Here is a 22605-nt window from a genome sequence, read left to right as displayed (position 1 = left end):
TATAGGTCGCCGCCCTCGGCAGGGGAAATCTGCGACAATCCCGCCCTTGTCGAACAGACCTGCCTGACCGAACGGACCCGATGAGCGAGCAAGCCCCCAGCCCCGAACAACTCTTGAAACGTCTTGACCAGGCCATGGGCGCCGATCGCCATCGCCTGCGCCGGCAGCTCCACGAGCTGCGCAAGAACCCGGACGAGGCGAAGCTGACACAGTGGGCCGAGCGCTTCCAGGCTTCGGTGGCGAGGGCCGAGGCGCGCCGCGCCAGCGTGCCGGTGATGCGTTACGACGATGCCCTGCCCATCGCCGCCAAGCGCGACGAGATCAAGGCCGCGCTAGAGAAGCACCAGGTACTGGTGATCGCCGGTGAGACCGGATCGGGCAAGACCACCCAGCTGCCGAAGATCTGCCTGGAGATCGGCCGCGGCGCTCACGGCCTGATCGGCCATACCCAGCCGCGCCGATTGGCGGCACGCAGCGTCGCGACCCGCGTGGCTGAGGAGATCGGCAGCCCCCTGGGCGAGTTGGTGGGCTACCAGGTTCGCTTCGAGGACCAGTCCAACGAGCGCAGCCTGATCAAGCTGATGACCGACGGCATCCTGCTGGCCGAAACCCAGCACGACCGTTTCCTCGAGCGCTACGACACCATCATCGTCGACGAGGCCCACGAGCGCAGCCTGAACATCGACTTCCTCCTCGGCTACCTCAAGACATTGCTGCCGCGCCGGCCCGACCTCAAGCTGATCATTACCTCCGCCACCATCGACCTGGAGCGCTTCTCGAAGCATTTCAGCGAAGCACCCATCATCGAGGTCTCAGGCCGCACCTACCCGGTGGACACCTGGTATCGCCCGCTGGCTGCCGAGGTGGATGAGGACGGCGAGGCGCTGTTCGACGACCTGTCCGTGGACCAGGGCATCCTCCGCTCCCTGGACGAGATTGCGGCCCATGAGCGCGAAGTGGGCAAGCGCCCTGGGGACGTGCTGGTATTCCTCCCCGGGGAGCGCGAGATCCGCGACTGCGCCGAGGTGCTGCGCAAGGCCAACTTGCGGCACACCGAAGTGCTGCCGCTCTATGCACGGCTGACACCGGCCGAGCAGCAGAAGATCTTCCAGCCCATGGCGGGCCGCAAGATAGTGCTGGCCACCAACGTCGCAGAAACCTCGCTGACGGTGCCAGGCATCCGCTACGTGATCGACAGCGGCACCGCGCGCATCAGCCGCTACAGCTACCGCGCCAAGGTCCAGCGCCTGCCGGTGGAGGCCGTGTCCCAGGCCAGCGCCAACCAGCGCAAAGGCCGTTGCGGCCGGGTCGAGCCGGGCATCTGCGTGCGCCTCTACAGCGAGGAGGATTTCCTTTCCCGGCCGGACTTCACCGACCCGGAGATCCTGCGCACCAACCTGGCGGCGGTGATCCTGCAGATGCTCCACCTGCGCCTGGGCGACATCGAGGCCTTCCCCTTCATCGAGCCGCCGGACGGCAAGGCGATCAAGGACGGCTTCACCCTGCTGCAGGAACTCTCGGCGGTGAACCGCGAGGGTCAGCTCACCCCGATCGGCCGCCAGCTGGCGCGCCTGCCCATCGACCCGCGCCTGGGCCGGATGGTGCTGGAAGGCGTCCACCAGGGCAGCCTCGACGAGGTGCTGGTGATCGCCGCCGCGCTCTCGGTGCAGGATCCGCGCGAGCGGCCCATCGAGCGCCAGCAGGCCGCCGATCAGGCCCATGCCCAGTGGAAGGACGTGGACTCCGACTTCGCCGCGCTGATCAACCTCTGGCGCGGCTTCGAGGAACAGCGCCAGGCGCTGGGGTCCAACCCGCTGCGCAGCTGGTGCCGGAAGAACTTCCTCAACTACCTGCGCCTGCGCGAATGGCGCGATGCCCACCGCCAACTGGTGCTGATCTGCCGCGAACTGAAGCTCTTCCCGGGCGCGGACAAGGGTAGGAGCCAGCTTGCTGGCGAACCTCGCAAGGTCCCGAAGGACGCCAGTGTTCGCCAGCAAGCTGGCTCCTACAAGAGTGCAGAATCCGGGGAGCCCGGGGAGCGCAGCATCGACTACGCCAAGGTGCACAAGGCGATCCTCTGCGGCCTGCTCAGCCAGATCGGCCAGAAGACCGAGGAGGGCGACTACCTCGGCGCACGCCAGCGGCGTTTCTGGATCCACCCCGGCACCGCCATCGCCAGGAAGCGTCCGCAATGGATCATGGCCGCCGAGCTGGTGGAAACCACCAAGCTGTTCGCGCGCATGGTGGCGAAGATCGAGCCGGACTGGCTGGAGCCGCTGGCCGCCCACCTGGTGAAGAAAAACCACCTGGAACCCCACTGGGAGAAACGCCGTGGCCAGGTGGTGGCCTTCGAGCAGGTCACCCTTTACGGCTTGATCATCGTCGGCCGCCGCGCCGTCCACTACGGCCCGATCGACCCGGAAGTCTCCCGCGAGCTGTTCATCCGCGAAGGCCTGGTGCGGGGCGAGATCCACAGCAGGGCGAAATGCCTGGCCGCCAACCGGCAGCTGCTGGAAAGGCTCGACGAACTGGAAGCCAAGGCCCGTCGTCGCGACATCCTCGCCGACGAGGAAACCCTTTTCGCCTACTACGCCGCGCGCTTGCCGGCGGACATCTACCAGACCGCCAGCTTCGAGAAGTGGTACGAGCGCGAACGGGCGCAGAACCCCGACCTGCTCATCATGCGCGAGGAAGACGTGTTGGCCCGTGAAGCCAGCGAAGTCACCGCTGCGCAGTACCCGGACAAGCTGCGCCTGGGCGAGCTGGAATTGCCGCTTTCCTACCACTTCGAGCCTGGACACGTCCGCGACGGCGTGACCCTGCGGGTGCCGGCGCCGCTGCTGCCGCAACTGCCGGCCGAACGCCTGGAGTGGCTGGTGCCCGGCCTGCTGGAAACCAAGTGCGTGGCCTTGGTGCGCAACCTGCCCAAGGCGATCCGCAAGAACTTCGTGCCGGTGCCGGACTTCGTCAAGGCGGCGCTGGACAAGCTGGTCTTCGGCCAGGGCTCGCTGTCCGAGGCGCTGGGCCGCGAGCTCACGCGCATGACCGGCGCCCGCGTGCCGGAAGAGGCCTGGAGCGAGGCCGCCGCTCAGCTGGAAAGCCACCTGAAGATGAACCTGGAAGTGGTGGACGCCCGCGGCAAGTTCCTCGGCGAAGGCCGCGACCTGGCCGAGATCACCGCGCGTTTCGCCGAAGCCAGCCAGGCCGCCCTGGCCATCCCCCAGGAGCAGAAGGAACAGAAACCGGTGCAAGCCTCGGGCTTCGCCCAGGTAGCGGAGAAGACGCAGCAGAAGGTCGCCGGCCTCTCGATGACCGTCTACCCGGCGCTGGTAGAGGAGGGCGGTACCGTCAAGGAAGGCCGCTTCCCGACCCAGGCCGAGGCCGAGTGGCAGCACCGCCGCGCCTTGCAGCGTCTGCTGCTGCAACAGCTGGCGGACACCGCCAAGTTCCTCCGCGGCAAGCTGCCGGGGCTCACCGAGCTGGGCCTGCTCTATCGCGACCTCGGACGGGTTGATGCCCTGGTGGAGGACATCCTCCTGGCCAGCCTGGACAGCTGCATCCTCGATGGCGAAGCCAGCCTGCCCCGCGACGGCGCCGCCCTGGCCTCCCTGGCCGAGAAGAAGCGCGGCGCCTGGGCCGAGCATGCCGAGCGCCTGGCCAGGTTGACCCTGGACATCCTCAAACTCTGGCACGGCCTGCAGAAGCGCTTCAAGGGCCGCATCGACCTGGCCCAGGCGGTGGCGCTCAACGACATCAAGGCGCAGCTGGGCAACCTGGTCTATCCGGGGTTCGTCCGCGAAACTCCGGCTGAATGGCTGAAGGAGCTGCCGCGCTACCTCAAGGCCATCGAGCAGCGCTTCGACAAGATCGCCGCGCAGCTGCAGCGCGACCGCGTCTGGTCCGGCGAGCTGGCCGGCTATTGGGAGCAGTACCAGGCGCGCCTGGCCAAGCACGCCCAGGAGGGCAAGCGCGACCCCAGCCTGGTGCTCTATCGCTGGATGCTGGAGGAGTACCGCGTGTCCCTGTTCGCCCAGCAACTGGGCACCCGCATGGCGGTCTCCGACAAACGCATGGCCAAGCAATGGAAAGAGGTGGAGGCCTGAGGCCTCCTACCGATCCTGGAGGAATCCCGTCCGATGTTCGAAATCCGCCCCATGAGCCCCGAGCTCTATCGGCAGCAGACGCGGCGTATCACCCTGGTGATCGCCGGCCTGTTCATCGCCCTGGCCTTGTTGCTTTCCACCTTCTGCGTGCAGCTGTTCGGTACCCCGGGTGGCGACAACTTTCGCTGGAACCTGCTGGGCGTGCTGGCGGGCCTCGCCCTCACCGTCGCCCTGGTGCGCGTCCAGCTCTGGCCGCGGCCCTGGATGGCCCCGGCCGTCTACGGCTGGCAGCTCAAACGCAGCCTGATGCGCATTGGCAATGCCATGCACCGGATCAAGGAGGGCGTCGCCTCGGGTGATCCGGCGGCGATGAAGCTATTGCGCTTCTATCACCTGGGCCTGACCCAGATGCACCAGCTGGACGGCAATCTTTCCGATCTCAGCCAGATGGCGCGCGAGATCGACCAGCACCGCGAGGCGATGGAGGCGCAAGGGCTGGATGTGGAGCAGAACTGCCTGGACCCCGCCTGGCTGGAGGCGTTGAAGGGCTACGGCAAGTAACGCAGCTCGTCATTCGCGAATGAATTCGCTCCCACAGAAATGCGAGCCTGCCTGTAGGTTGTGGCTGAGCCAAGCGAAGCCCAACGCTCGCGGTCGAGCCCGCCGTGTTGGGCTTCGTTCCTCAGCGCCAACCTACGGGACCGCGTTGCGGTCCTTTCGCGAATGAATTCGCCCCCACAGAAACGCGAACCTGCCTGTAGGTTGCGGCTGAGCCAAGCGAAGCCCAACGTTCGCGGTCGAACCGCTGTGTTGGGCTTCGTTCCTCAGCGCCAACCTACGGGACCGCGCTGCGGCCATTTCGCGAATGAGTTCGCCCCCACAGAAACGCGAACCTGCCTGTAGGTCGCGGCTGAGCCAAGCGAAGCCCAACGTTCGCGGTCGAGCGCGTTCAGAGGTGCTTGAGCAGGCGCGCCTGCAGGGTTTCCAGCTCCTGCGGATCGGCCTTCTGGCTGGCGTGGATGGCCAGCGATTCGCCCTCGAAGCGCGGAACGATGTGCATGTGGATGTGGAACACCGTCTGCCCCGCCGGCGCGCCGTTGAACTGCGCCACCTGCACCCCGGCCGGTTCGAGTTCCTTCACCAGCACGCGGGTCAGTCGTTGCGTCACGGCCATCACCTTGGCCAGGGCCTCGGTATCGACTTCCAGGATATTGCGCGCGTCGGAGCGCTTGGGAATCACCAGGGTGTGGCCCAGGGACTGCGGGAAGATATCGAGGAAGGCGAGCACATCGTCGTCTTCGTAGAGTTTGTAGCAGGGGGCCTCGCCGCGAATGATCTGGGCGAAGACGTTCTGCGGATCATAGGTGCCATGCAGGCTCATCGAGCATTCTCCGATTGGCGGGTAGTAGCCGCGCACCATACCGTCCGTCGACAGCGGATTGAAGCCCGGACAGGCCGAAATGCACGGAATCGGTGTCGTGGTGCGCCTTGGGTGCGCGAGCCGGGGTGAGGGGAGGAAAGTGGATGGGTAGTCCAACTTTGACTATTTATCCACTCGATTTAGGCGTAATTCTGGCCAAAGTCCCCGTCGCCACGGGCCATTTCTGGAGTTAACCTTCGCATCGACCTGCGGCGATCTCCGTGCTCCTTCCCAGGCTGGAAGGCGTGACAGGAACAGATGCCAGGATGAATCGCTTGTCTCGCCCCCGTGGCGGGCAACCCCTTCTCGCCGTCAGCCCCATGAAGCCGACGGCTGAATGCTTAACCGGCTGCTCCCTGGGCAGCCCAGTAACGAGAGGATCGACCGTGCACAACGTCGTGATCAGTGGCACCGGCCTGTACACCCCGCCTAACAGCATTTCCAACGAAGAGTTGGTGGCCTCCTTCAATGCCTACGTGCAGGCCTTCAACGCGGAGAACGCCGCCGCCATCGAGCGTGGCGAAATCGAAGCCCTGGCCGAATCCAGCGTGGCCTTCATCGAGAAAGCCTCCGGCATCAAGAGCCGCTTCGTGGTGGACAAGGATGGCATCCTCGATCCCAAGCGCATGACACCGCGCATTCCGGAACGCTCCAATGACGAGTGGGGCATCCTCTGCGAGATGGCCGTGGCCGCCGCGAAGCAAGCCCTGGAGCGTGCCGGCAAGACCCCGGCCGATATCGATGGTGTGATCGTCGCCTGCTCCAACCTGCAGCGCGCCTACCCGGCGGTGGCCATCGAAGTGCAGGCCGCCCTCGGCATCGACGGCTTCGGCTACGACATGAACGTCGCCTGCTCCTCGGCCACCTTCGGCATCCAGGCCGCGACCAACGCGGTGCAGACCGGCCAGGCCCGCGCGATCCTGATGGTCAACCCGGAAATCTGCACCGGTCACCTGAATTTCCGCGACCGCGACAGCCACTTCATCTTCGGTGACGCCGCCACCGCGGTGATCATCGAACGTGCCGACCAGGCCACCTCCAGGCACCAGTTCGAGGTGGTCGGCACCAAGCTCCTGACCCAGTTCTCCAACAACATCCGCAACAACTTCGGCTTCCTCAACCGCGCTGCGGAAGAGGGCGTGGGCGCCCGCGACAAGCTGTTCGTGCAGGAAGGCCGCAAGGTGTTCAAGGACGTCTGCCCGATGGTCGCCGAACTGATCGCCGCACACCTCGAAGAGAACAAGCTGGTCGTCGGTGACGTGAAGCGCTTCTGGCTGCACCAGGCCAACCTCAACATGAACCTGCTGATCGCCCGCAAGCTGTTGGGTCGCGATGCCGAGCCGCAGGAGGCGCCGGTGATCCTCGACACCTACGCCAACACCAGCTCCGCCGGCTCGGTGATCGCCTTCCACAAGCACCAGGACGACCTGCCCAGCGGCTCCCTGGGCGTGCTCAGCTCCTTCGGCGCCGGTTACTCCATCGGCAGTGTGATCCTGCGCAAGCGCTGATGAGCCAGCCGGCCGATGCTGACCTGCTGCCCCGGCTGCTGGCCGGGGAGCAAGGCGCCTATCGGGAGATGATCCAGGCGTATCAGGGCGCCATGCGCGCCGTGGCCTACGCCATAGTCGGCAATCGCCATGCCGACGAAGTGGTGCAGGACGCCTGGCTGGCCGTGGTGCGCAACCTGGAAGGTTTCCAGCAGCGTTCCAGCCTCAAGACCTGGCTGCTGACCATAGTCGCCAACACCGCTCGCAGCCGCCTCAAGCAGAACCGCCGCGAAGTGCTGCTCGATGATCTGCCGGCTCCTCATGGCTCGGTGGGCGACAGCCGCTTCGCCGAGGACGGTCACTGGGCCACGGCGCCCTTCGCCTGGCACGAGGACTCGCCCGAGGCTCTGCTCACCGAGGAGGAACTGCGTCAGTGCCTGGAGAAGACCCTGCTGAGCCTCTCGGACCTGCAGCGCAGCGTGCTGCTGCTGCGCGAGCGCCAGGGCCTGGAGCTGGAGGAGATCTGTAATTTACTCGAGGTTTCGCTCTCCAATGTCCGGGTGCTGCTGCATCGCGGGCGCTTGAAGGTATTCGCCACGCTGGAACACTTCGAGGAGACAGGCCAATGCTGAGCTGCAAGGAGCTGGTTGCCCGTTCCAGCGCCATCCTCGATGGCGAGCTGAGCTTCCGTGAGCGCATGGCCGTGCGCCGCCACCTGATGCTCTGCCGCAACTGCCGGCGCTTCATCAAGCAGATGAAGCTGACCCAGGCGGTACTGCGGCATATGCCGGAAACGCAGGCCGCCGAGGTCGACGACCTGGCCGCGCATCTGGCGCAGAAACGCCGGGAATTCCTCTGAGCCAGGCGTGTTGCCCGGCTGGCAACGCGCCCATCCCGCCCTCTTGGTAGTCGCGATTCCCGAAACGCGCAACCTGCCTTTTTCACTTCCGCGCACCCCCGTCGAGACGTAAAAAATGGCGCAAATGCCCGTGCTAGAGCGGTTCGTTGCTTATAATAATTCGAAGTAAAAAAGTTCCGTTGTCACAAAATATTTATATAGAAGCAACCGGGCTGAAATAACCCGTCGCCAAGATTCCCCACCAGCACCGACGAGCCCACCGCTCGAGTGTTTTCTAACGCTAAAGACCAATAGGGGAATTCTTCGATGATCCGTAAGCACTTCGCCGGTTTTGCCGCCAGCGCCATGGCCCTGGCCATTTCCGCCCAGGCTTTCGCCGGTACCGTTACCACTGACGGCGCCGATATCGTCGTCAAGACCAAAGGCGGCCTTGAAGTTGGCACCACCGACAAGGCCTTCAGCTTCAAGCTGGGTGGCCGCTTGCAGGCTGACTACAGCCGCTTCGACGGTTTCTACACCGTGAATGGCGACACCGCAGACGCCGGCTACTTCCGCCGCGCCTTCCTGGAGATCGGTGGTATCGCCTTCACCGACTGGGCCTACCAGGTCAACTACGACTTCTCCCACAACGCCGGCGGCGACAACCGTGGCGGCAGTAACGGCGACGCCAACGGCGACGGCTACTTCGACGAAGCGTCCGTCTCCTACCTCGGCTTCGCGCCCATCGCCATCAAGGTGGGCCGTTTCGACCCCGATTTCGGTCTGGAGAAAGCTACCAGCTCCAAGTGGGTTACCGCCCAGGAGCGTACCGCTGCCTATGACCTGGCCGACTACGTCAACTCCCACAACGGCGGCATGGGCGTGCAGGTTTCCGGCAACTATGGCGCCTCGCTGTACGGTTCGGCCGGCATCATGGCCAACGACGCCACCAACCAGGACGAAGACGGCGATAGCGTCAAGCAGTACAACCTGCGCGGCGTGTTCGCCCCGATGCACGAGGCCGGCAACGTCCTGCACCTCGGCGTCAACTACGCCGCCCGTGACCTGCAAGACACTGCCTTCGACGGCCGTATCCGCAGCCGTCTGGGCATGCGTGGCGTGAGCACCGACGGTGGCCAGGATGCCGGCAACAACGGCAACCGCCTGGTCCTGGCCGGCGCCAACAACACCCCGGTCGGCGCGTTCGACAACGACAGCACCTGGGGCCTGGAAGCTGCCTTCGCCGCGGGTCCCTTCTCCATCCAGAGCGAATACCTGAAGCGCGAAGTGGAAGCCAAGGCTGCCAACCGCGATGACATCGAAGCCGATGGCTACTACGTACAACTGGCCTACACCCTGACCGGCGAAGCCCGCGACTACAAACTGGGCAAGTTCGACAAGATCAAGCCGGCCAACAAGGGCCTGGGTGCCTGGGAAGTGTTCTACCGCTACGACAACATCAGCGCTGAAGACGACAACGGCGCCTTCGCCAACATCGACGACGTCGAAGCCAAGGTGCACAACGTCGGCGTGAACTGGTACGCCAACGAAGCGGTCAAGATCGGCGGCTACTACGTCATGACCAAGGTGGACAACGCCACCAACGCCGTTGGCGACGACGATGGCGACGGCTTCGTGGTTCGCGCTCAGTACGTGTTCTAAGCAGTCGAAAGATTCCGCTCCTTTAACTTGGCCCCGCCTTCTGGCGGGGTTTTTTTATGGTTCATCGCGGAATTCAGGGGAGGTGATGTTCACCCTGGATTGGCAACATTGTGTATGTCCTAGTGTTGCTCCGGGCTGTCGGATGCTTCCCTCTCCCCCGGCCCCTCTCCCGCAGGCGGGCGAGGGGTGACTTAGCCGGCGAGTCCAAAGCCTTCCTGAAGCCCATGTAGAACTGAAGCCGAGCACAAATGGTGGGGCAGCGACTCTGCCCCGTCAGGAGGCCGAGCGGAATCGTTGCGTAGGGGGACGAGCGGCATGGATGCCGCGAGAGGCGCGTAGGGCCATGGATGGCCCTTCGCGCCGGGCCCCCGGAGCGACGATGGAGCAAGGGGACCCGGCGCAGCCGGGCCGGATGCAGGGGCAAGCCCTTTGGTTCCTTTGGGGCGACTGCCAAAGGGACTCGCCCGGGAGGGCGAAACAGAGACCCGAAGCCCACTCAGCAATGGGCTGAGTAATAGAACCTCAAGCCCCTCACACCAGATTGCCAATCTGACGTGTCTTTCATCTCCCCCGAATCCGCGAAGTACCGTTTTGGTACTTCACGGATTAGCGGGGAAAGCCGCGAAGAACCATAAAAAAAGCCAGTCTGTTTCTGACTGGCTTTTGTGCTTCCCGTGACTCAGAACCGGTAGGTAACCTGCGCTCCCAGTCCGTGGGCGCTGTTCTTGTAGGTGGCCTGGTAGGAGCCCTTGCTGGGGCTGGACTGGTCGATCTTGGCGTCATCCTCCTTCAGGTAGGAGTAGGCGACGTCGATGGTCATGTCGTCGTTCGGGCTCCAGGCAGCGCCCAGGCTGAGGATCTTGCGGTCGTCGGTGGGGATGCGCGGCGAGCGGAACTCGTTGCGGGCCGGGGACTGGTCGTAGGCCAGGCCGGCGCGCAGGGTCCACTGCCGGTTCAGTTTGTAGGCGGCGCCGACGGCGTACGACCAGGTGTCGCGCCAGTCCTGCTCTTCGGTGATGGTGCTCAGGGCCGGCTTTAGCAGGCCGCCAACGCCCTTGTTCTCCACCTTGATTTCTTCCAGGCGGCTCCAGCGGGTCCAGGTGCTGCCGGCGTAGAGGGTCCAGGCGTCGTTCAGGTCGTGGGTCACGGAGAAGTCGACGGACTCCGGGGTTTCCAGGTCAAGCGAGGCGTCGTACTTGCCGGCCGAGCTGCCCAGCACGAATCCGCTGCCCGAAACGGTGGTATCGCCCTTGAGGGTGTAGTCCACCTTGGAATGGTAGGTCAGGCCGAATCGGGTGCGTGGGTCCAGTTCGAAGAGCACGCCGGCGTTGAAACCGAGGGCGGTATCGTCACCCTTGACCTTCACCTTGCCGTCATTTCTGCCCGGGGAGAGCGGGTTGAGTATGGCGGAGGTCAGTTCGCCGTCGATACGGTTGATGGTCGGGCCGAAGCCGACGGACAACTGGTCGTTGATGCGGTAGCTGACCGTGGGTTGCAGGGTGATCACGCGCACTTCGCTGCGGTCGCCGAAGTAGCGGCCGGCGAAGCCGCTTTCATAGTCGGTGATCAGGCCGAACGGCACGTAGACGCCCAGGCCGAAGGCCCATTTATCATCGAGCGGCTTGACGTAATAGCCCATGGGCACGCCCACGGTGGGGACCATGTCACCGTCGTTGCTGCCGCCAAAGGTACCGCGGGCGTCATCGATGTCGGTCTTGGCGAAGATCAGCGCGGCGCCGGCGCTGATCTGCTCGCGCTTGATGCGTGCCATGCCTGCAGGGTTGCCGAATACCGTGGTGGCGTCATCGGCCGAGGATGAGCGGCCGGCGAAGGCGGTGCCCATGCTGCTGACGCTCTGTTCGTTGATGGCGAAGCCGGCTGCCAGGCTGTAGCTGGAGGCGGCGCTGACGGCCACGGCGATGGCGGTCTTGAATACTCTGCTTATCACGGTGAATTCCTGAGGGGCGTGCAAAGGGCGGCACGCTATCAGGATTGCGCAGGTCTTTCCAGCTTCGGAACGCCGGCAAAATTCCGTGTAAGATTGTCGAACAAAAGACAAAATGATGGCATTTGTCGTGATCGTGCAGAGTGCCTTGGTGTTGGGTTTCCTGACTGGTCGGTCAGTGGGTAGTGATCAGGCGACCTGGCTGAGGTCAGCCACGTGGCGGTGCCAAGCCTCGATGAATTCCCGCGGGCTGCCATCGGGGCGGAACACCTGGCGCCAGATCATGGCCATGCCGATCAGGTCGTCCGCCGCCGGCATGACCAGGATGCTCGATTCCACCAGCATCCAGGCAATGGCCGTGGCATAGCGCAGGTTGACGATCAGTTCGAGGTGCGGCGCGGCGAGGAAGGCATGCTGGCTGGCCAGCCCGCGCACCTGGCTGGCGAGTTCCGGGTCATGGGCCAGGTGCTGGTCCCAGAGCTGCTGGTGGCGCTCGTCGCTGATGCGATAGAGGCCGCGGCCCCGCCCGCAGTCCAGTGCCGTGCCGAGGGCGGACTGGCAGGCTGCGGCGCCCAGCAACAGGCTTTCGGCGGTGGAGGAGGGGCGCTGCAGGTAGAGCAGCGTCGGCCGTATCACATGCTGGCGGAGATCACTGGCGGCAATGCCCATTTGGCCCTCGCGAATGATGCCGGCGGGGCCGGGGCGTTTGGCAGCTTCTCATCGTTCTAGGGAAGGGCCCCGCCGGGAGCGGAGTTAGCCGCTCGATTTGAAGTCTAGTGCGATATTTATGCTGTAAAGGCCTGTTTTTAAACTGTTTCAGGCTTCTGGTTATTGTCTATATAGCTGCATGTGATTAGAGGGCGGCCTGCGCGGAAGGGCGTTTTAGACCCTTCCGGCGCAACTTTTCGGCTTTATTCGCCCGTGGCCTGGGGCCGGGTGGGGTTGGTGATCCACTCACTCCAGGAACCGGCGTAGAGCCGGGCCAGCGGGTAGCCCGCGAGGCTCAGGGCGAAGAGGTTGTGGCAGGCGGTGACGCCGGAGCCGCAGTAGGCCACCAGTTCGTCCGCCGGACGATCGCCGAGCATGGCGGCGAAGCGCTGTTTCAGCTGATCGGCCGGAAGGAAGCGGCCATCGGCGCCGAGGTTGTCGGTGAAAGCGGCGCACTGGGCACCGGGGATGTGGCCGGCCACCGGGTCTATGGGTTCCACCTCACCCTTGAAGCGCAGCAGGGCGCGGGCGTCGAGCAAAGTCAGGCCGGCATCGCCCAGGCGCTGCTGCAGGGCGTCGGCGTCCACCAGGAGGCTGGAGTCGGGCTGGCCGTCGAAGTGGCCGGGTTTCACCGCGGGCGCGACGGCGGTCAGCGGCAGCCCGGCGTCGCGCCAGGCCTTGAGGCCGCCATCGAGCAGGCACACGCCATCGCGCTTGCCCAGCCAGGCCAGCAGCCACCAGGCTCGGGCGGCGAAGGCGCCGGGGCCGTCGTCGTAGAGGACGATGCTGCTGTCGGCGTCGATGCCCCAGTCGCGCAGGCGTGCGGCAAGTGCCGCCGGGTCAGGCAGCGGATGGCGGCCGGTCACGCCCTTGGTCACGGAGCCGGAGAGGTCGTGTTCCAGATCGGCGAAACGCGCCTTGGGAATGTGGCTCTCGGCATAGCTGCGCTGGCCGTAGGCCGGGTCGTCGAGGGAGAAGCGGCAGTCGAGGATGATCAGGCCCGGTTCATCCTGGCGGGCGCTGAGTTGGGCAGGGCTGATGAGTTGCGCGAGCGACATGGCGGGTTCCTTGTCGTGACCGTTGTTGTGCCAAGCATCATAAGGAGGCCCGCACGGACTGTCGCGCGCTATCGGCGGCGGCGCGGAAGCCGCGCCGCCGGTGGGTCATCTGCAGGTGCCGCGCAGGCGCAGGAAGCCGGCCTCGAGGTCGGCGATCAGGTCGTCCGGATGCTCCAGGCCGATGTGCAGGCGCACCAGCGGCCCCTCTGCCTTCCAGGTGGTGGCGCTGCGGTGGGCGCTGGGATTGGTGAGCAGGATCAGGCTCTCGAAGCCGCCCCAGCTGAAGCCCATGCCGAACAGTTGCATGTGGTCGAGCATGGCGTGGACCGCCTCCTCGGGCATCGCCTTGAACTCCACGCCGAACAGGCCGCAGGCGCCGGTGAAGTCGCGTTTCCACAGTTCGTGGCCAGGCGCGCCGGGCAGGGCGGGGTAGAGGATGCGTTCCACTTCCGGCTGCTCGGCCAGCCAGTGGGCGATCTTTTCCGCATTGCGCTGGTGACGCTCCAGGCGGGTGGACAGGGTGCGCAAGCCGCGCAGGGCCAGGTAGGCATCGTCGGCGCTGACGCTGAGGCCCAGCTGTTTATAGAAGCCGCGCACCTGCGGGAAGAGCGCCTCGGTGGTCATGATCACGCCCATCAGTACGTCGGAGTGACCGACTATGTACTTGGTGGCGGCGTGGATCGAGATGTCCACGCCATGCTTGAAGGAGGCGAAGTGCACCGGAGTGCCCCAGGTGTTGTCGAGCATCACCAGCGCGCCGTGGGCGTGGGCGACTTCGGCGATGCTGGGCACATCCTGGATTTCGAAGGTCAGGGAGCCGGGGGACTCGAGGAACACCACGCGGGTGTTCGGGCGCATCAGTTCGGCGATGCCGCCGCCGATCAGTGGGTCGTAGTAGGTGGTCTCGATGCCGAAACGCTTGAGGGTTTCGTCGCAGAAGGCGCGGGTCGGATCGTAGACCGAGTCGGTCACCAGCAGGTGGTCACCGGGCTTGAGCGTGGCCAACAGGGCGGTGGTCAGGGCGCTCAGGCCGCTGGGCGTGAGCATGGCGCCATGGGCACCTTCCAGTTCCGCCAGGGCGCGCTCCAGGGAACGGGTGGTGGGATTGCCGTGGCGGCCGTAGGTGTTGAGGCTGCCGTGCTGGGCGTGCAGGGCTTCCACGGTGGGGAAGAGGAGGGTCGAGGCGCGGTAAACCGGGGTATTCACGGTGCCACCGACCAGGCCGCGTTCACGGCCCTCATGGGCCAGCAGCGTTTCTAGATGCAGTTTGCGGTCGTCCACCTGGGTGTTCCTCTGGAGCCGAATAGAGCGGGATGGGCGCAGGGCCTGCCGGGCAGGAAAGCCTCTGGAATGGGGAAGAGATTACCGATCGGAGCGGGGAATTTCTTTGCTTTGATGGGCCTGGATGCCGCTATAACTAGAAATTAAATCTACTTGCACTGGATTTATTGGAAATATTTTTCTTGTAGTCGCTTCGGCGAGCAAATCATGGGTCGCCCGGCTGCGCCAGGTGATCCAGAGGGAGGGCCGTGGTGTGCTTGATCACTTCCATGGCGAAGCCGGAGCTGACGTCGGACAGGTCGGCGACGCGGATCAGGCGCTTGTATACGGCGTCGTAGCCCTTGATATCGGGCACCACGATTTTCAGCAGGTAGTCGACGTCGCCGGTCATGCGGTAGATCTCGACGATCTCGGGGATGTCGCGGGTGCCTTCGATGAACTGCCGGGTCCAGTCGTCGCTATGGCGGCTGGTGCGAATGGTGACGAAGACCGTGACCCCGAGCTTGAGCCGCTCGGCGTCGCAGAGCGCCACCTGCTTGGTGATCACCCCGTCCTCGCGCAGCTTCTGCAGGCGCCGCCAGCATGGCGTGGGCGAGAGGTTCACTGCCTCGGCGAGCTCCGCAAGGGAGATGGAAGCGTCCTGCTGCAGGAGGGCGATGATCTGCAGGTCTTTCTTGTCCATGGGCTGGGTCCGTGCCGGGTGCGTTTGGTCAGGTGCCTGGCGGGCCACCTGTGTCGAAACGATGACAGTCGGCATCATAAGGTCCCCCGCGCTTGAAGTCGCGCGGGCAGAAGGTGGCGGTGCATGTCAGTGCACCCGTCGATGCCAGCCAGTACAGCGTCGACCGGCTCGGCGAGCTGATGGGCCAGGAGCCGCGCGAGGTGACGGCTCTTGTAGGGGCGAATACATTCGCCAAGCAGGCCGCAGGTCTGCCGATGGGTATCGCTTCGCTCGCGGAATCTTACGCATCCGTTGTAGGAGCGAATTCATTCGCGAAAGGGCCGCGGAGCGGCCCCCGTAGGCCGAGCCCGGGTTTCTGCCCTCAACGAATCTTCAGCTTGCCGATTCGATCATTGTCCAGGCTGCCCAGGTAGAGGTAGTCGCCCACTGGCTTGGCCGAGGTGACCATGCGCAGGTGGGTGCCACTGGTGTCGTGCAGGCTACGGACGATTTCGCCTTTTTCGTCAATCTGCAGCACCAGGCCATAGGGCACCGGCTTGGGCCAGAACATGCGTGGCAGCTTGGCGATCTGCGCCTTGAGCCAGGGCTGGGTGTGCAGGAAGTCGGCATCGGCCTTGCGCGGGGAGGGCAGGGCGACCCAGAAGCTGCCCTGGCGGTCGCCCTGCAGGTTGTCCGGCAGGCCCGGCAGGTTGTCGACGAAGATGTCGTGGCTGCCGGCCTTGTCGCCCGTCAGCCAGTAGCGGGTGATGCGGTAGCGGTAGGTCTCGTTGACCAGCACGAAGTCCTCGTTGGCAGACAGGGCCACACCATTGGCGAAGTAGAGATCCTTGAGCAGTACCTCGGTCTTGCCGGTGGCCGGGTCGAAACGCATCAGGCGGCCATGGGGGCGCGCTTCCAGCAGGTCGAGCAAGTAGTCCGGCTGCTCGAACTTGCTGGAGGCGTCGGTGAAGTAGATGCGGCCGTCACGGGCGATATCCAGGTCGTCGGTGAAGCGGAAGGGCAGGCCTTCGGCTTCAGTCGCGAGCACCGTGATCTGTCCCTGCGGGTCGATGCGCAGCAGGCCCTTGTAGGCGTCGCCCACGATCAGGTTGCCGGCGGCGTCGAAGTCCATGCCCAGCGGGCGGCCGCCGGTGTCGGCGAAGGTTTCCAGCTGGCCATCGGCACTGACGCGCACGATGCGCCCGTCATGCAGGCCGGCAAGGAGGCGGCCCTGGGCGTCGACGGCAGTGTCCTCGGGGCCATGCACCTGGCCGAGGGCGATCAGCTCGGCCTTCATCAGGGTGTCGTTGGGCTCCAGCACGCCGGTCATGGTCGGCGCCTTTGGTGCGTCCCAGGCTTGCGGGTCGATAGGGGAGGGGGTAACGGCGAGGTAGATCGCCAGGGCGGCGATCAAAAGGGCGAGCAGGCCCAGTAGCTTCTTCATCTTCTTGTGTCCCTGAAATGTGGTTCCGGCCGAGGCCTTGTTCTGGTGAGCGCGGGCTTTTTAGCAGCCACCCGCCACGGGCGCCAGGACTGAATATTGCACCAGCAGGCAGGCCGCAGTTGACAGCGGCCCGCCGGCTTTCGCAGTATCCGGGTTCGTCGCTTTCAACCGAGCTTTCAATGCCTGCCATCGCCCCCTCAGCCGCTTTCGCACTGGACCTCCCGGCCCAGGCGCTGGCGTTTGGCGTTGCCGCGGGCAAATCGAAGAAACAGTCGCTCATTTGACCGGGGCGCGCTGTCCCGTCAGATGGGCTGACAGGACACCAGGCGCGAAGGTCGATCCCTCCCTTGAGCGCTCCCTCCTTGCATCCCTCCGACGGCGACTCTGACGGTCAGCCAAAGGAGATCTGCAATGCCTGTGTTTTCTGGAATCTGGGTTGCCCTGGTGACCCCCTTCAACGACGGTGCCGTCGACATTCCCGCCCTGCGCCGGCTGGCCCGGCACCTGCTGGACGCCGGCGTGGCCGGGCTGGTGGCCTGTGGCACCACGGGCGAGGCCGCGGCGCTGTCCAAGGATGAGCAATTGGCGGTGCTGGACGCATTGCTCGACGAAGTTCCCGGTGATCGCCTGGTGATGGGGCTGGCGGGCAACAACCTGGCCGAGGTACTGGCTTTTCAGCGCGAGGTGCAGCGCCGCCCGATCGCCGGCCTGCTGGTGCCGGCGCCTTATTACATCCGCCCGTCCCAGGAGGGCCTGCTGAGCTGGTTCGGCGCCATCGCCGATGCCGCCACGGTGCCCGTGATCCTCTACGACATTCCCTACCGCACCGGCGTGAAGCTGGAGCTCGCCACCCTGCGGACGCTGGCCAAACACCCGAATGTGGTGGCGATCAAGGACTGCGGTGGCAACCCCGACACCACCCAGGCGCTGATCGCCGATGGCGAACTGGATGTGCTGACCGGCGAGGACGCGCAGATCTTCACCACTCTGTGCATGGGCGGCCGTGGGGCGATCGCCGCCTCTGCGCATATCCGTCCACAGGAGTTCGTGCGCCTGGTCGATTGCGTCGCCGCCGGTGAGCTCGACGCCGCGCGGAGTATCTTCCAGGGACTGCTGCCGCTGATCCAGCTGATGTTCGTCGAGCCCAATCCGGCGCCGGTGAAGAGCCTGCTGGCATTGCAGGGCCTGATCCGGGATGAGTTGCGCCCTCCCATGCAGCGCAGCTCGGCGGCCCTGGTGCAACGCTTGCGCGAGACGCTCGCCTAGGCGTCGGCCTGCCCCGTGCGCCCTGGCCGCCACGGGGCGGGATCGATGCAAGGCGCGTAGCGAGGGTGCTGCGCGATATATACTGCGCGCCACTGATTCAAGGAGAGCCCTGTGGCCATCGACATTATCTGGATTCGCGACGACGCCGAGCTGGCCAAACATTGTGCCGACTGGCGGCGTTTGCCCTTCGTGGCCCTGGACACCGAGTTCATGCGGGTCGACACCTTCTATCCCAAGGCCGGCCTGGTCCAGGTCGGTGACGGCGAGCGCGCCTTCCTCATCGACCCGCTGTTGATCAAGGACTGGTCCGCCTTCGCCGCACTGCTGGAAGACGACGCCGTGCTCAAGGTGCTCCACGCCTGCAGCGAAGACCTGGAGGTCTTCCTGCGCCTGACCGGCACGCTGCCGCAGCCGCTGCTGGACACCCAGCTGGCCGCCGGCTACCTGGGCATTGGCTATTCCATGGGCTATTCGCGTCTGGTCCACGCCGTGCTGGACATCGACCTGCCCAAGGACGAGACCCGCTCCGATTGGCTGCAGCGCCCGCTGACCGAAATGCAGGTTCGCTACGCCGCCGAGGATGCGCAGCACCTGGCCGAGCTCTATGCCGCGCTGGCACCGCGCCTCACCGAGCCCAAGCGCTCTTGGGTGTTGGAGGACGGCGCCGAGCTGGTGGCCAACCTGCGCCGTGAAATCGCGCCCGAGGAGCTCTACCGCGAAGCCAAGCTGGCCTGGAAGCTGTCCCGTGCCCAGCTCGCCGTGCTGCGCGAGCTCTGCGCCTGGCGCGAGCTCGAGGCACGCCTGCGTGACCAGCCGCGCAACCGCATCCTGCGCGAACACAGCCTCTGGCCCCTGGCGCGCTTCCAGCCGGACAACCTGGTGGCCCTGGCGCGAATCGACGACATGCATCCGCGCACCGTGCGCCAGGACGGCAATACCCTGCTTAAATTGATTCGCGAGGCCGCCGAGACGCCGCCGGATCAATGGCCCGAAACACTGCCTGAGCCGCTGCCGCCGGACGCCGCGCCGCTGCTGAAGAAGCTCCGTGCCGTCGGCCACGCCGAGGCCGAGCGCCTGGGGATGGCTCCCGAGCTGATGTTGCGCAAGAAGCACCTGGAGGCCTTGCTGAAAAGCGGCTTCCCCAACGGCCCCTACAGCCTGCCCGAGGGCTTGCGCGGCTGGCGCCGCGAGCTGATGGGCCAGGCCCTGCTGGATACCCTGGCCGCCGACGGCCAATGAACCACCCCGCCGTGCCGGCCGGCACGGCATGCCCCACGAGCCTGACCATGAAACGTATCTGCTCCATCTACAAAAGCCCGCGCAAGAACGAGATGTACCTCTACGTCGACAAGCGCGAGGCCCTGAGCCGCGTGCCCGAGGCCCTGCTGAGCGCTTTCGGCGCGCCGCAGCACACCTTCGACCTGGTGCTCACCCCTGAGCGCCAGCTGGCCCGCGAGGACATCGGCAAGGTGCTGGAGAACATCGAGAAACAGGGCTATCACCTGCAGATGCCGCCGGCCCAGGACGAGTACATCGAGCACCTGCCGGAAGAACTGCTGCGGATGAACGACCCCCTCTGATGAAGATCCTGATCGCCGAAGAAGAGTTCGCCCTCTACGCCGACCTGCTGCGCGCCGAGCCCGGCCTGCAGCTCCATGGTGGCAGCGAGGTGGGGCGCCTGCTGGACGCCGCCCGGGAGTGCCCGATCTGGTTCGGCGAGCCCCACCTGCTGGCGCAGCTCCTGCGCAAGGGCTGCAAGCCCGAATGGATGCAGTCCACCTGGGCCGGCATCACCCCGCTGCTGGCCAGCGACCTGCCCCATGACTACCAGCTGACCCGCGCCGTGGGCATCTTCGGCCAGGTGATGGCCGAGTACGTGCTCACCTACCTCCTGGCCCACCAGCGGCAGTTCCTCACGCGAGTCGCCGCGCAGGCCGAGCGGCGCTGGGACAATCGCTTGCCGCGCAGTCTGGAAGGCAAGCGGGTGCTGATCGTCGGCAGCGGCGACATTGGCCAGAGCGTTGCCGGCTTTCTCGAACCCTTCGGCGTCGAGCTCCATGGCATCGCCCGCGAGCCGCGGCCCCTGGAGCCATTCGAGCGGGTCTTCGGCATGGATGCGCTGGCCGAGCAGGCCGGCTGGGCCGACTGCGTGGTCAACCTGCTGCCGGATACCCCGGCCACCCGCGATCTCTACGACGCCGCGTTCTTCGCGCGGATGCGCAGCACGGCGCTGTTCATCAATGCCGGCCGCGGCGTGGCGGTGGTGGACCATGACCTGGTGGCGGCGCTCGAGGCCGGCCAGCTGGCCTGCGCGGTGATCGATGTCTGCCGCGAAGAACCGTTGCCCGCCTGGCACCCGTTCTGGAGCGCGCCCAACCTGCAGATCACCGGCCACAGTTCGGCGCCGACGCTGCCCAGCGCCATGGCCGCACTCTTCGTCGACAACCTGAATAGACACCGCTCGGGCGAGCCGTTGCGTGGCTGGGTGGACTTCCAGCGCGGCTATTGAGTCGCCGCGCGTCAGCTATGCTTGGCCGACACCTTTGACGCGACTAGACTAGTCGCCCCGAAATTTTCCCCCGTACGCCATGGCCGCCAAAGTCGAACCCTTCTGGAAGCGCAAGACCCTCGCACAGCTCGATCAGGAGGAGTGGGAGTCCCTCTGCGACGGCTGCGGCCTCTGCTGCCTGCAGAAACTCGAAGACGAGGACGACGGCAGCGTCTACTACACGCGCATCGCCTGCAAGCTGCTGGACCTCAACACCTGCCGTTGCACCGACTACGCCAACCGCCGCCAGTTCGTCGCGGACTGCATCCAGCTCACCCCGGCCCAGGCCGACGAGTTCGCCTGGCTGCCGCCCACCTGCGGCTATCGCCTGGTGGCCGAGGGCAAGGACCTGCCGCCCTGGCACCACCTGGTCTGCAATGACCCCGAAGCGGTGCACAAGGCCGGTATCTCCCAGTCCGGGCGCATGCTCAGTGAAAACAGCGTGGCCGAGGACGATTGGGAGGACTATCTGATTTTTCGCGCGGGCTGAGCCAAGGCAGGGATCAAACCGCCGTCTTTCGAGTCTCAGGGACTGACCGTCATACCCACCAAGGAAGCCATCCTCGATGTCCGCCCGTTCCCAGCTTCTGCTGTCCTCCCTCCTGCTGACCCTGAGCGCCCCGCTGTGGGCGGCCAAGCGGGTCGATCTCGACTATCAGGTGCGTTTCCTGCCCGAGAGCGACCAGGCGGAAGTCAGCCTGATCCTGGAGAAGGGCGAGGCGGTGCGCAGCTTGCGCTTCGACCTGGGCAACAAGGGCTACTACAGCGACTTCAAGGCCAGCGGCAGCTGGACCCAGGACGACCCGGCCCACGGCACCTGGACGCCCGGCAGCGGCAAGGCCAGCCTGAGCTACAAGGTGCGGGTCAGCCATCCGCGCGGTGACGGCCGTTTCGATGCGCGCATGACTCCGGACTGGGCGCTGCTGCGCGGCGATGACCTGGTACCGAGCGCGCGCCTCGACCTGGTGGATGGCACCGAACTGGTCTCGCGCCTGGGGTTCGACCTGCCCAAGGGCTGGCAAACGGTGGAAACCGGCTGGCCGCGGGTCGGCAAGAACCGTTTCCGCATCGACAATCCCGAGCGCCTGTTCGACCGTCCCACCGGCTGGGTCCTGGCCGGCAAGCTCGGCAGCCGCCGCGCCACTCTGGGCAGCACCGACGTCACCGTCAGTGCGCCCGTGGGCGAAGATATGCGCCGCATGGACATCCTCACCCTGCTGACCTTCGTCTGGCCCCATGCCCAGGAAGTCTTCCCGCGGGAGCCGGGCAAGCTGCTGATAGTCGGCGCCAAGGACCCCATGTGGCGCGGCGGGCTGTCCGCACCCAATTCCTTCTTCATGCATTCGGCGCGACCACTGGTGAGCGAGAACGGCACCAGCTCCCTGGTGCATGAGCTGGTCCATGTGCTCAGCCGGATCAAGGACACCGATCGCAGTGACTGGATCAGCGAAGGCATCGCCGAGTACTACGCCATCGAACTGATGCGCCGCGCCGGCGGCATGGGCGACGACCGCTACGAGGCGATCCGCAAGCAGCTGCGCCAGTGGAGCGGCAAGGTCGAAAGCCTGCGCGGCGAACGCGCCAGCGGTGCAGTCACCGCCCGTGCCGTGCTGCTGCTGCAGGACCTGGACAAGGAAATCCGCCTGCGCACCGACGGCAAGCGCTCCATGGACGACGTAACCCGCGGTCTGATGCGCCTGAACAAGGCCAGCACCAAGGACTTCGTCGAGATCAGCGAGAACATCATGGGCGGCGCGTCGGACGTGCTGGATACCAAGCTGCTGCGTTGAGCCCAAGCGCGCCGGCCTGCCGCTTCTCCTGTGGGGGCGAATTCATTCGCTTAGGGCTGCGCAGCAGCCCCCATGGAAGCATCGCAGGGCAGACCTGCGGTCTGCTTGGCGAATGAATTGGCTATGTCTGCGTTAGCTGTTGCAGCGCCGAATAGAAGCCTCTAGTACGGGTCTTTCAGATCTCCGTACCCGCCTGGCACCTCCCTCACCCCCGGCCCCTCTCCCAGTGGGAGAGGGGTGACTCGCGCCTGACAAGGCGCGGCAATCCTGATGCCTGCTCATTGCCTGAACCTGTGCAGAAGAGGTGGGGCAGCGACTCCGCCCCGTCAGAAGGCCGAGCGGAAGCGTTGCGCAGGGGGACGAGCGGCATGGATGCCGCGAGAGGCGTGCGGGG

The 22605-nt window shown here is 65.5% G+C and carries 19 protein-coding genes; 12 read left to right on the top strand and 7 right to left on the bottom strand.

All coding sequences use genetic code 11. The annotated features are described in order from the left end of the window. Positions 1 to 80: 80 nt before the first annotated feature. The gene (hrpA, locus tag E8F11_RS24805) at positions 81 to 4103 is read left to right on the top strand and encodes an ATP-dependent RNA helicase HrpA (RefSeq protein ID WP_280291574.1); all 4023 of its coding nucleotides are present in this window, start codon (positions 81 to 83) and stop codon (positions 4101 to 4103) included. A 33-nt stretch (positions 4104 to 4136) separates the two neighbouring features. Continuing rightward, positions 4137 to 4664: a DUF3087 domain-containing protein gene (locus E8F11_RS24800; RefSeq protein ID WP_280291573.1), complete on the top strand. Its 528-nt coding sequence runs from the start codon at positions 4137 to 4139 to the stop codon at positions 4662 to 4664. 388 nt (positions 4665 to 5052) lie between these two features. On the opposite strand, the gene E8F11_RS24795 is transcribed toward E8F11_RS24800, so the two are convergent. After that, a complete protein-coding gene (locus tag E8F11_RS24795; RefSeq protein WP_280291572.1) occupies positions 5053 to 5484 on the bottom strand; it encodes an HIT family protein in 432 nt (143 codons plus the stop codon). A gap of 425 nt (positions 5485 to 5909) precedes the next feature. On the opposite strand from E8F11_RS24795, the gene E8F11_RS24790 reads away from it, so the two are divergent. The 4 genes from E8F11_RS24790 (at position 5910) to E8F11_RS24775 (ending at position 9510) form a co-directional block, all read left to right on the top strand. Continuing rightward, positions 5910 to 7031, top strand: a complete 1122-nt coding sequence (locus tag E8F11_RS24790; RefSeq protein ID WP_280291571.1) for a beta-ketoacyl-ACP synthase III — start codon at positions 5910 to 5912, stop codon at positions 7029 to 7031. After that, complete coding sequence (locus E8F11_RS24785; RefSeq protein ID WP_280291570.1) at positions 7031 to 7642, top strand: RNA polymerase sigma factor; 612 nt, start codon at positions 7031 to 7033, stop codon at positions 7640 to 7642. Before E8F11_RS24790 ends, E8F11_RS24785 begins: the two co-directional genes overlap by 1 nt. Next, positions 7636 to 7869, top strand: coding sequence for a zf-HC2 domain-containing protein (locus tag E8F11_RS24780; protein WP_280291569.1), 234 nt, complete (start codon positions 7636 to 7638; stop codon positions 7867 to 7869). Before E8F11_RS24785 ends, E8F11_RS24780 begins: the two co-directional genes overlap by 7 nt. Before the next feature lie 306 nt (positions 7870 to 8175). Further along, positions 8176 to 9510 (top strand): porin, encoded by a 1335-nt coding sequence (locus tag E8F11_RS24775; RefSeq protein WP_280291568.1) that lies wholly within the window; start codon positions 8176 to 8178, stop codon positions 9508 to 9510. 679 nt (positions 9511 to 10189) lie between these two features. On the opposite strand, the gene E8F11_RS24770 is transcribed toward E8F11_RS24775, so the two are convergent. From E8F11_RS24770 to E8F11_RS24745, 6 genes are all read right to left on the bottom strand, one after another. Further along, complete coding sequence (locus E8F11_RS24770; RefSeq protein WP_280291567.1) at positions 10190 to 11458, bottom strand: outer membrane protein transport protein; 1269 nt, start codon at positions 11456 to 11458, stop codon at positions 10190 to 10192. Positions 11459 to 11644: 186 nt separating this feature from the next. Continuing rightward, entirely contained in the window at positions 11645 to 12124 is a 480-nt protein-coding gene (locus E8F11_RS24765; protein ID WP_280291566.1) for a hypothetical protein, read from the bottom strand. A gap of 242 nt (positions 12125 to 12366) precedes the next feature. Then, positions 12367 to 13221, bottom strand: coding sequence for a sulfurtransferase (locus E8F11_RS24760; protein WP_280291565.1), 855 nt, complete (start codon positions 13219 to 13221; stop codon positions 12367 to 12369). A gap of 105 nt (positions 13222 to 13326) precedes the next feature. After that, complete coding sequence (metC, locus tag E8F11_RS24755; protein WP_280291564.1) at positions 13327 to 14502, bottom strand: cystathionine beta-lyase; 1176 nt, start codon at positions 14500 to 14502, stop codon at positions 13327 to 13329. Between the two features lie 205 nt (positions 14503 to 14707). Further along, positions 14708 to 15184 carry an Lrp/AsnC family transcriptional regulator gene (locus E8F11_RS24750; protein ID WP_280291563.1) on the bottom strand — a complete coding sequence of 159 codons (477 nt, stop codon included), beginning with the start codon at positions 15182 to 15184 and terminating at the stop codon, positions 14708 to 14710. 361 nt (positions 15185 to 15545) lie between these two features. Then, a complete protein-coding gene (locus E8F11_RS24745; RefSeq protein ID WP_280291562.1) occupies positions 15546 to 16607 on the bottom strand; it encodes an SMP-30/gluconolactonase/LRE family protein in 1062 nt (353 codons plus the stop codon). A gap of 411 nt (positions 16608 to 17018) precedes the next feature. On the opposite strand from E8F11_RS24745, the gene dapA reads away from it, so the two are divergent. The 6 genes from dapA (at position 17019) to E8F11_RS24715 (ending at position 22211) form a co-directional block, all read left to right on the top strand. Next, a complete protein-coding gene (dapA, locus tag E8F11_RS24740; RefSeq protein WP_280291561.1) occupies positions 17019 to 17873 on the top strand; it encodes a 4-hydroxy-tetrahydrodipicolinate synthase in 855 nt (284 codons plus the stop codon). A gap of 111 nt (positions 17874 to 17984) precedes the next feature. Continuing rightward, complete coding sequence (rnd, locus tag E8F11_RS24735) at positions 17985 to 19112, top strand: ribonuclease D (RefSeq protein ID WP_280291560.1); 1128 nt, start codon at positions 17985 to 17987, stop codon at positions 19110 to 19112. A 47-nt stretch (positions 19113 to 19159) separates the two neighbouring features. After that, positions 19160 to 19453: a YcgL domain-containing protein gene (locus E8F11_RS24730; RefSeq protein WP_280291559.1), complete on the top strand. Its 294-nt coding sequence runs from the start codon at positions 19160 to 19162 to the stop codon at positions 19451 to 19453. Then, positions 19453 to 20382, top strand: a complete 930-nt coding sequence (locus tag E8F11_RS24725; protein WP_280291558.1) for a D-2-hydroxyacid dehydrogenase — start codon at positions 19453 to 19455, stop codon at positions 20380 to 20382. Before E8F11_RS24730 ends, E8F11_RS24725 begins: the two co-directional genes overlap by 1 nt. A gap of 79 nt (positions 20383 to 20461) precedes the next feature. Then, complete coding sequence (locus E8F11_RS24720) at positions 20462 to 20911, top strand: YcgN family cysteine cluster protein (protein ID WP_280291557.1); 450 nt, start codon at positions 20462 to 20464, stop codon at positions 20909 to 20911. Between the two features lie 76 nt (positions 20912 to 20987). Then, the gene (locus E8F11_RS24715) at positions 20988 to 22211 is read left to right on the top strand and encodes a hypothetical protein (RefSeq protein WP_280291556.1); all 1224 of its coding nucleotides are present in this window, start codon (positions 20988 to 20990) and stop codon (positions 22209 to 22211) included. Positions 22212 to 22605 lie beyond the last annotated feature (394 nt).

The sequence above is a fragment of the Pseudomonas sp. BN417 genome (assembly GCF_029871205.1).
Taxonomy (GTDB): Bacteria; Pseudomonadota; Gammaproteobacteria; order Pseudomonadales; family Pseudomonadaceae; genus Metapseudomonas.
This window is presented reverse-complemented; position numbering and strand designations above follow the sequence as displayed.